Annotated in this window: 8 protein-coding genes and 3 pseudogenes; 5 read left to right on the top strand and 6 right to left on the bottom strand. The window is 63.4% G+C overall.

Features of this window, described 5'->3' with window-relative positions; all coding sequences use genetic code 11:
- From WAN02_RS11335 to WAN02_RS11325, 3 genes and pseudogenes are all read left to right on the top strand, one after another.
- A pseudogene (locus tag WAN02_RS11335) lies at window positions 1-552 on the top strand (mammalian cell entry protein); the annotation flags it as partial.
- Window positions 552-2,150: an MCE family protein gene (locus tag WAN02_RS11330; protein ID WP_422264260.1), complete on the top strand. Its 1,599-nt coding sequence runs from the start codon at window positions 552-554 to the stop codon at window positions 2,148-2,150. The pseudogene WAN02_RS11335 and the gene WAN02_RS11330, both read left to right, overlap by 1 nt.
- Window positions 2,151-2,275: 125 nt before the next feature.
- Window positions 2,276-2,803: a hypothetical protein gene (locus tag WAN02_RS11325; RefSeq protein ID WP_422264263.1), complete on the top strand. Its 528-nt coding sequence runs from the start codon at window positions 2,276-2,278 to the stop codon at window positions 2,801-2,803.
- A 411-nt stretch (window positions 2,804-3,214) separates the two neighbouring features.
- Here the strand turns inward: WAN02_RS11325 and WAN02_RS11320 are convergent, their stop codons facing one another.
- The gene (locus tag WAN02_RS11320; protein WP_422264259.1) at window positions 3,215-4,204 is read right to left on the bottom strand and encodes a PE-PPE domain-containing protein; all 990 of its coding nucleotides are present in this window, start codon (window positions 4,202-4,204) and stop codon (window positions 3,215-3,217) included.
- Entirely contained in the window at window positions 4,201-4,818 is a 618-nt protein-coding gene (locus WAN02_RS11315) for a TetR/AcrR family transcriptional regulator (protein ID WP_422264257.1), read from the bottom strand. Before WAN02_RS11315 ends, WAN02_RS11320 begins: the two co-directional genes overlap by 4 nt.
- Window positions 4,819-4,965: 147 nt before the next feature.
- Here WAN02_RS11315 and WAN02_RS11310 point away from each other — a divergent pair, with 147 nt between their 5' ends.
- Together WAN02_RS11310 and WAN02_RS11305 are read left to right on the top strand one after the other, a co-directional pair.
- Window positions 4,966-5,613: a GAF domain-containing protein gene (locus WAN02_RS11310; protein ID WP_422264256.1), complete on the top strand. Its 648-nt coding sequence runs from the start codon at window positions 4,966-4,968 to the stop codon at window positions 5,611-5,613.
- A 184-nt stretch (window positions 5,614-5,797) separates the two neighbouring features.
- Window positions 5,798-5,941: pseudogene (locus WAN02_RS11305) on the top strand (acyl-CoA dehydrogenase C-terminal domain-containing protein); the annotation flags it as partial.
- A gap of 154 nt (window positions 5,942-6,095) precedes the next feature.
- On the opposite strand, the pseudogene WAN02_RS11300 reads toward WAN02_RS11305, so the two are convergent.
- The 4 genes and pseudogenes from WAN02_RS11300 to WAN02_RS11285 all read right to left on the bottom strand — a co-directional run.
- A pseudogene (locus WAN02_RS11300) lies at window positions 6,096-6,539 on the bottom strand (MMPL family transporter); the annotation flags it as partial.
- Window positions 6,540-6,550: 11 nt separating this feature from the next.
- Window positions 6,551-6,955: an MmpS family transport accessory protein gene (locus tag WAN02_RS11295; protein WP_422264262.1), complete on the bottom strand. Its 405-nt coding sequence runs from the start codon at window positions 6,953-6,955 to the stop codon at window positions 6,551-6,553.
- A 26-nt stretch (window positions 6,956-6,981) separates the two neighbouring features.
- Window positions 6,982-7,464 (bottom strand): hypothetical protein, encoded by a 483-nt coding sequence (locus tag WAN02_RS11290; RefSeq protein WP_422264255.1) that lies wholly within the window; start codon window positions 7,462-7,464, stop codon window positions 6,982-6,984.
- Window positions 7,465-7,554: 90 nt separating this feature from the next.
- Window positions 7,555-8,025 (bottom strand): nitroreductase/quinone reductase family protein, encoded by a 471-nt coding sequence (locus tag WAN02_RS11285; RefSeq protein ID WP_422264254.1) that lies wholly within the window; start codon window positions 8,023-8,025, stop codon window positions 7,555-7,557.
- Window positions 8,026-8,106 lie beyond the last annotated feature (81 nt).

The raw sequence follows: 8,106 nt of genomic DNA, 5'->3' as shown, positions 1-8,106 counted from the left end.
CACGACATCCCACCCGCCCTCGACGTGCTCACTCGCGAGCGACCCCGGCTGACCGCGGCACTGGACAAGCTCGGATCGTTCAGCGCCATCACGACACGCCTCATCCACGACAGCCAGCACGATCTCGTCGCCAACCTGCGCAACCTCGAACCGGTCCTGGGTGCGCTCGCCGATGTCGGACCCCACCTCGATGCGATCCTGGCCTACGTGTCGGTATTCCCGTTCGGGCAAAACGTCATTGACCGCGCGGTACGCGGCGACTACCTCAACCTCTACGCCGTCATCGACCTCACCCTCCCCCGGCTCAAACGCACCCTGTTACGCGGAACCCGCTGGGAAGACCTCACCGCCAACCTGGTGCCCGCCCCCGGGGACCCCTACTACCTCAACCACACCCTCGACCCCCTCGGTGCTCCTCTGGCCCTACCACCGCCTGACCCTAAGCAGTCCGATCCCGTTGCCCCCGTTCCGCATCCGCCATCTCTGACACCCCCGCCACCCGCGCAACCCTCGACACAGTCGGACCCATTCCGCCGGCCAGGGAGCCGATGATGCTGACCCGGTTCGTGCGCATCCAGCTGATCATCTTCACCACACTGTCAGTCATCGGGACGATCACGATGGCGCTGGTATATATCCAAGCCCCCACGCTGCTGGGCATCGGACGCATGAGAATCACGGTCGATATCCCCAATTCCGGTGGCCTCTACCGCTTTGCCAACGTCACCTACCGCGGGGTACAGGTCGGCAAGGTGACCGCATTAGATCTCACCGACGGCGACAACACCCACGCCCGCGCAATCCTGTCACTGGACAGCGGCGCGAAAATTCCCGCCGCCCTTCACGCCGAGATACGCAGCGTCTCTGCTATCGGCGAGCAATACGTCGACCTCGTCCCACGCACCGACGCGCAGCCCTACCTGCACGACGGCTCAGTCATCGCCCAAAAAGACACCTCGATGCCCCAGGCTGTCGGACCGGTGCTCGACCAAGTCCACGCGCTGCTGAGCAGCATCCCCAACGACAAGATCAACGCTTTACTTGGTGAAACCTTCAACGCCTTCAACGGCGCCGGCTACGACTTCGGCTCACTGGTCGACTCGACATCAGCGCTGTCCCACGACTTCAACAGCGTCTCCGGCAAGCTTGGCACCCTCATTCACCAGGGCGCACCGCTCCTCGACACCCAAGCCAAGACCCAACAATCCATCCGCACCTGGACACACAGCCTGGCCGGCATCACCGACCAGCTTGTCCACAACGACGCCCAGCTGCGCTCAGTGCTGCACGACGGGCCCCCGGCGATCAACGAAGTCTCGCGACTGCTGACCCAACTCAAACCCACCCTGCCCCTGCTGTTGGCCAACCTCACCACCATCGGCCAAATCGGTATCACCTACAACCCGTCCATCCAACAAGTACTCATCCTGCTGCCCCCGTTCATCTCGACCATCCAGGCCGCCCTGCCCCGCAACAACGCCACCGGAGTCCCGACCGGCGGCGAATTCGGGCTCACCGTCGGTGATCCCAACCCCTGCACCGTCGGCTTCCTGCCCTCCACCCAGTGGCGATCACCAGCCGACACCACCACTATCGACACCCCCGACGGGCTGTACTGCAAACTCCCCCAAGACTCACCCAGCACAGTGCGCGGCGCACGCAACTACCCCTGCATGGGCCACCCCGGCAAACGCGCCCCCACCGTCCAGGAATGCAACAGCGACAAACCTTTTGAACCGCTTTCCACCCGCTCACACATCCTGGGCACCAGCCCGCTGGACCCGAATCTGTTGGCCCAAGGCATCCCACCCGATGAACGGACCACCCTCGGCGAACACATCTTCGGACCCACCCAGGGAACACCCCCGCCGCCAGACAGAGCACCCGTGCCCCACACGAGTCCGCCGCCGCACGCCCCACCACCACCCGAACCGCCCATCCCCATGGACCAACCTGACCCCGACCCAGCCAAACCAACGACAACCCCGAACGCGTTGCACACCAACGGCACCAGCGCACAACAGCTGGGCATCGCCACCTACAACCCCCGCACCGGCAACTACCTCGGCCCCGACAACCACCTCTACAACCAAGGCGACCTCACCGAACACCAGGACAGAAAAACCTGGAAGGACCTCTTGCCACGATGAACCGCGCCACCAACACTGCACACCAACTGCCTTACACCTACTTGCCGACGAGATCGATGCTTCTTTGCGGCGACGCCGCGGCAACACATAAAGGCACGAAGAGATTTCGATTGATGAGACAGATCATGGTGCGTTCCGGTCCGCGGTTGCGGCGAATTACTCACGCAGCCTTAGCTATTAGCGTTATCGGCAAAGGCGTATTAGTCCCGCCGGCGGCGCAAGCATCTGCTGACCTCGCACTCAACGGGCGGTACAACGCAACCTCGCTGGGAGGCTGGGCCAAAACCAACGAATCATTCCACGACGAGGCGACCGTACGAAGTGTCTGGACCATAACCTCATCCTGCAGCGATGCCCAAGAATGCGCCGGCACTGTGCACAGCGATCAGGGCTGGGATGCACCACTAGTCATGCACGACGGCAAACAATGGAAGGTCCAGCGCGACATACCCAATTGGGAACAATGCGAAGACAAAACCACCTACACCGGACACCAGACCTACCTCTTCGCACCCGTCGCCGAAGACGGCTCCGTGGAGGACGGGTCACCCACACTCGCTGGCAGAGACAAGACGGTCGGGCCCAGCGGCGCCTGCCGAATCAACAAATGGCTCGCCATCGACATGCCATTCCGGCTCGACAAAATCAGCTGACACGCATACCTGGTATCGCGCGATGAATTGTCTGCGACTGTGTTTATCGGACCATCGCCTCGAAGACCCCCGACGGTTCAGTGCCTGCTCACGGTCGATCAGGGCGCCTAGCGCCGATCACTCGCTCAGCGAAAGACGGAAATAGCCGCGCGCGGCGGTAACGGCCGCGACAGCAAGGGAATAGCCCTCCCAGGGATTGGCGGCCGGGCCATCCCTCTTAAATTCCCGCACCTAGGGCGGCCAACGTCGAGGCCGGGACCAGCCGGTCCAACGGGTCGGCTAAGCGAAATGGCCGGCTTACGCGGTGCGCTAGCTGTGGTGTTTCACGACGTTGGTGCCTGGATCTGTCGCTGCGCGGGCCGGTAAGCAGATACGTCTTGCACCGCTGCTGGGTGCGCCCCCGAGTCGGGTCTAGAACGTGTTGGTCAAATACAGTTGCAGGGACTCGAAGAGGCTCTCGAACAGTCCGCTGCTGCCGATCCCGTTATCGAGTGCACCGATAAGCGCGTCGAAGCCGTTGATGCTGTCGGAGATGTCGATATTTGTGAGGTCGCCGTCGATCGAGGTGGTCGCGTCAGCGATTTGCGTCGTTGTCAGACCCAAATATTCCGCATGCGTGGTGAATAGGTTGTACAGCGAATCCCACAGTCCTCCGGCATTGAAGTCCTGTTGGAAGTCGGCGACCCCGTCGCCGTCGAGGGTGTAGATCGTCGTCGGGTAGAGATCATTGGGCGTGGGGTCGGCCAGGACGTTGTAGACGCCGAGATCGCTGAGACCGAGGTCGGTGAGAATGGTGTTGGCCTCAGTCGAGCCGATGAGCGAGCTCAGGTCTGCCATCAGATTGGGCCCGATGCCGCTCGGCAGGGAGGGGTCGCCGATGAACACGAAGTGCAGATCGGCACTGGGGATGCCGTCTTGTGCGAGTTGGGTCATGGCGACCGACTCGGCGGCGGCGCTTTGTGAGTAGCCGAAGATGGTCAGCGGGTGCTCGGCGCTGAAAGCGCCGGGGTTGGCATCGAATTCGTTCTTCACGGCGAGGACGACGTCGTCGGCGTCGGTGAGACTGCTCGGGCCCTGCTGGATCAGTTCGGGTGTCGTCAGTACCTGCAGCGGCGCGGCACATGGGTCGGTCCCGACCATGTCGCAGACCGTCGAGGAGGTCGCGCCATCGTCGAAACCCAGCGGGTGCAGATACAGATTCTCGGCGGCTTGCGCGAAGGAGGTCGACGGTGTCGACTCGAAGGTTCCGCCGAGGATGATCGCGGTATCACTGCCCGATAGCGGGTCGTCGCCATCGCCGAACGCGGACGCCGCCGTCAGCACCGACGTCAGCGCGAGCACCCCGCCGCCGGTACCGGCCAACATCCCGAACCGCCGCCAACCAAACGTGTGAGCACTCATTGCGACCCCTTAAATCCCGCTCGAACGGGTTCTTCCGAAATGTTGTTTTGTGCAGGCGCGGCACGCGGTGCGTCCGGGGCGGCGCTCGGTTGGGTCTCGATGGGGGCGATGCCCGCGGCGGCGCCGGCGATGGCAAGGAAAATGTCGAGAAGTCGTTGGCTGAAGGCCGGCACGTCGAGGGGGTCGGGAGCCTCGATCAGCCATGTGTTGATGACGGTGGCCCAGCCTCCGGCGATGAACAGGGTCAGATCTGCGACGACGCGGGGTTCGAGCCCGGATGCGGACATGAGGTCGATCAGCGGCTGGTTGAACGGGCCGAGGATGCCGTTGAACGCGTTGGTCAGGTCGTAGGAGCGTGAACTTTTCAGCATCGCTCGGTAAAAGCGTCGATGCTGAGCGAAATGCCCCACGATGGCCTCAAGCTGAGGTTCCTGGGTGATCAGCGGGAGGAGCTCGCGTTCGGCCAGGTCGATCGCGGCTTCTAGCAGCAGCGTGTCGCGGTTATGGAAGTGCTGATACAGCAGTGGGCGGCTGACGTCGGCGGCGTCAGCGATCTCGGAGACGGCGATGTTGGTGGTGTCACGCTCGATGACTAAGGCGACCGCGGCCCGCATCAGAGCGGCGCGTGATCGGCGGACCCGGCGGTCGGCGGTCCGGCCGGCCGGTGTCGCGTCGATCTTGCTCTCCACATCGCGATTATTTACTACATGCTTACGTTAAGCAACAGTTGTAATTAATCGAACGACTGTTAATCTCGGTCGATGAGGGGTCCCGGCACGGCGCAGCGCGCGGATGACGAGGAAAAGCTCCATGTCGCACTGAGGGGTCTGCGCGGGTTGGTAGGTGGCAGCGGCAGCGTGAACACGCGGCTCAGCGACATCGCTCACCTCGCGACGCAGGCGATTCCGTGCGTCGACGGGGTGAGCGTGGCGTCCTTCCATGTGGTGGACGGCATGTTGCAAGTGCAGGGATGGCAGATCAGCGCCCCCTTCATCCGCGACGTCGACATCCTGCAGTACGTGACGCTCAATCAAGGGCCCTGCATTGCCTGCACGACGGCGCGGCGCCCGATTGTCAGCAGGTCATTGACCAGCGACGTTCGCTGGCAGCGCCTCGCCGCCAAGGTCACCGGCCTCGGCGTCGAATCCGCGCTGTCACTGCCGTTGCTGACTGACGATCGGCTGATCGGCTCGATCAACTGCTACAACCATCACCGTGACGCCTTCGGGCACCACGAAGTACAGCTGGGCATGACGTTCGCCCACCCCGCGGCCATGACGCTGGACAATGCACGGCCGGAGCGCGTCGCGCACCAACGGACCGAGCAGCTCAAGCAAAGCCTCCGACGCGGTTCAGCGATCGATCAGGCGATCGGCATCATCCGGGGCCGCACCGGGGCCAGCCCCTGACGCCCTCTCACCTGCGCGAACTGGGCCACACTGACAAGGTTCATCTCGCGGTCATCGCCCAGCGCGTTGTCAGCGATGCCATGTATGCGGCCCACGACAACAGTGCACGACCCGACGAACATCGCGAGCACTCCGGATGACGTGCCAGCCGGATTGGCTCACCACCGACATTCAGCGCGCACCGCCAACCGGCGACTTCTACGACGGGAAGCGTCAGGCCGCGCGATTTTTCTACCGCTACGAACTGCCGAAAACCGCGCCTCAGCTGGACCTTCTCGAGTCGCTCGACCGGACCACGCTAGGGATGGCCGACTCGTGGTTCGGATGACAAACGAAAGGCCCTTCTGGTGACCGTGCCCATGGGGTTCGTTCCTTTCGAAAGTGATGTGTTAAAGCGAACCCATCTCGGCACGCACAGCAGCGAGGGCTTCCAAGTATTCGAGATAGTCCACGAGGCTGTCGTGAGCACGGCCTACAGAGACCTGATTGCCCCTCAGATATAGCTGCACGAGAGCGGACTTACCGTCCTTGCTCTGCGAGCCGGCCGCGGTTAGCGGATCGCCCCAGAAGTCCTGGATGTGCTCGACGTGCTTGGCGTCCTGCGACAGCTTCTTGACGAGGATGTCGTAGAACTGGTGCGCGTCGGCGCCAAGGGGTCGATCGCCTTCCAGGACGATCATCGCGTTGCTGTCGGAATCGAACTCGCCGAAGACCTTCCCGATGTGCTCCATTGCCTTCAGCGACGGGGATTCCGGCGAGCTCTGCGCCACCGCATGCGCCGCTCCGACGACCTCCAACTGCGGGGCGAAGACGTTCGTCAAGGCGGCGATGGCGACCCAGAGGACTGCGATGGGCACCGCGAGTCGGCGGATCATGCGCGCCGCCGCCCGTGACCCCGCGGTCGAATCTGGGAGGTAGTCCTGCATACGGTGCTCGCTCATGCGGACTTCTCCAGGCAGGAAATGTAGCCGTGGACGTTGCTGGTGGACCTTTCGTCCTTGACGACGCCATTGACGGTGATGCGGCAGGAAAGAGAGTCCGCGTCCCCCTGCGCGCGCAGGTCAGCGAAGAGGGTGGGATCAGTCGTCGTCAGTACGTGCGACCAGGGCAGCTTCGCGTCGTCGACGCGCTGGGGCTGGGCGTGTTCGTCGAGGTAGTTGATCGTCGCCACCGCCCCGGGACTACCGAAGACCTCGAACAGGATGCGCTTGGGGTTGTAGTCGGAGTTTTCTATCGAGTCGGCCCGCGGCCATGACACCACGTCATTCGAGCCGAAGATGCCGTGCAGCCGGTACACGCCGAAACCGGCGATCGACACGACGAACGCGGCAACGATCACCATCCACCGTCGCCGAAGCAAGCCGCCACTCACGCTGCCGAGGATCGGGACGCGGTCCAGTAGGCGAGCACTGTTACGGCAACAGCTGCCAGGACCGTACCGAAGGCCAGCACGACGTTTTCCGGTCGGTCGGCCATCAGAAACGCGGCAGCCAATGTCATGGCAGGTACTCCCCATTGAACGGCACCGACCAGGCCGGTGCGATCCAAGGCGGCTCGTCGCAGTCGAAGCCGCAACCACACCGACGCGATTCCGATGATCAGCGTGGACAGCACTCCGGCACTCACCCAGGGTCCGCGTCTGCTGCCGTCGGCTATTACGGCGATTCCGGTGATGAAGGTGAGTAGCGCCAGTATCGGTGTGGACCATAGCGCGGCCTGTAATGTTCGCGCGGCGGGTTCGGTGGCCGAATCGGATCGTATGCGGGCCAATTCGGCGCTTTGCGCTCCAACGGTGATCGTCAGGGCGATCGCGATGGTGATATGGGTGGCCAGCAGCAATGGGTCAGGCACGTGTGTGACCTCCTTCGGGGTTGGCGTGCTCAGTCGGAATCGCCATTGCGAACGAACTGGGGACGTGCTGTGGTGTTGGCGTCCTGGAACCTACGGCTTGGGGTTGGGTCGGGCTCGCAGGCGGATGACCGGCAGTTCGCGGTCGGTTTTCTGCTCGTAGCCCGCGAAACGTTTTGCGGTGCTGGTGATGTGGCGCCACGCCTGCTCGCGGGCGTTGCCGCTCAGCTGCTCGGCGCTGACCGCGATGGTCTGCCCGGCGAGCTGGATCTGCACGTTGTCGGGATGCGCCCGCAGGTTGTAGTACCAGTCGGGATTCTTGGCGGCGCCCGCCGCGGACGCGCAGATCAGCCAGCTGTCGGTGCCGTCGGGGAAGTAGGCGACCGGGGTGTGGCGTGGGGTGCCGCTCTTGGCGCCGACGGTGGTCAGCACCAGCGACGGGAAGCCCATCACCTTGGTGGCCTTGCCGCGGATCCGCTTCATGTTCCAGGCGTTGATCCAGTTCATCAGCCTCTTGCTGGGCAGGCGGGCACCGCGGGTGCCGTGGGGGGTGTTAAAGCTCATCAACTCTCTCCTTCTACTCTCAACTGTCGTTTTTGCTTTGGTTGACGGTCAGCGGCCGGAGCCCGTCGGACGGCCCGGTTC

This window comes from Mycobacterium sp., from assembly GCF_049281135.1.
Taxonomy (GTDB): domain Bacteria; phylum Actinomycetota; class Actinomycetes; order Mycobacteriales; family Mycobacteriaceae; genus Mycobacterium.
Note: the sequence above shows the minus strand (reverse complement) of the source record. Positions and strands in the feature narration are given on the sequence as shown.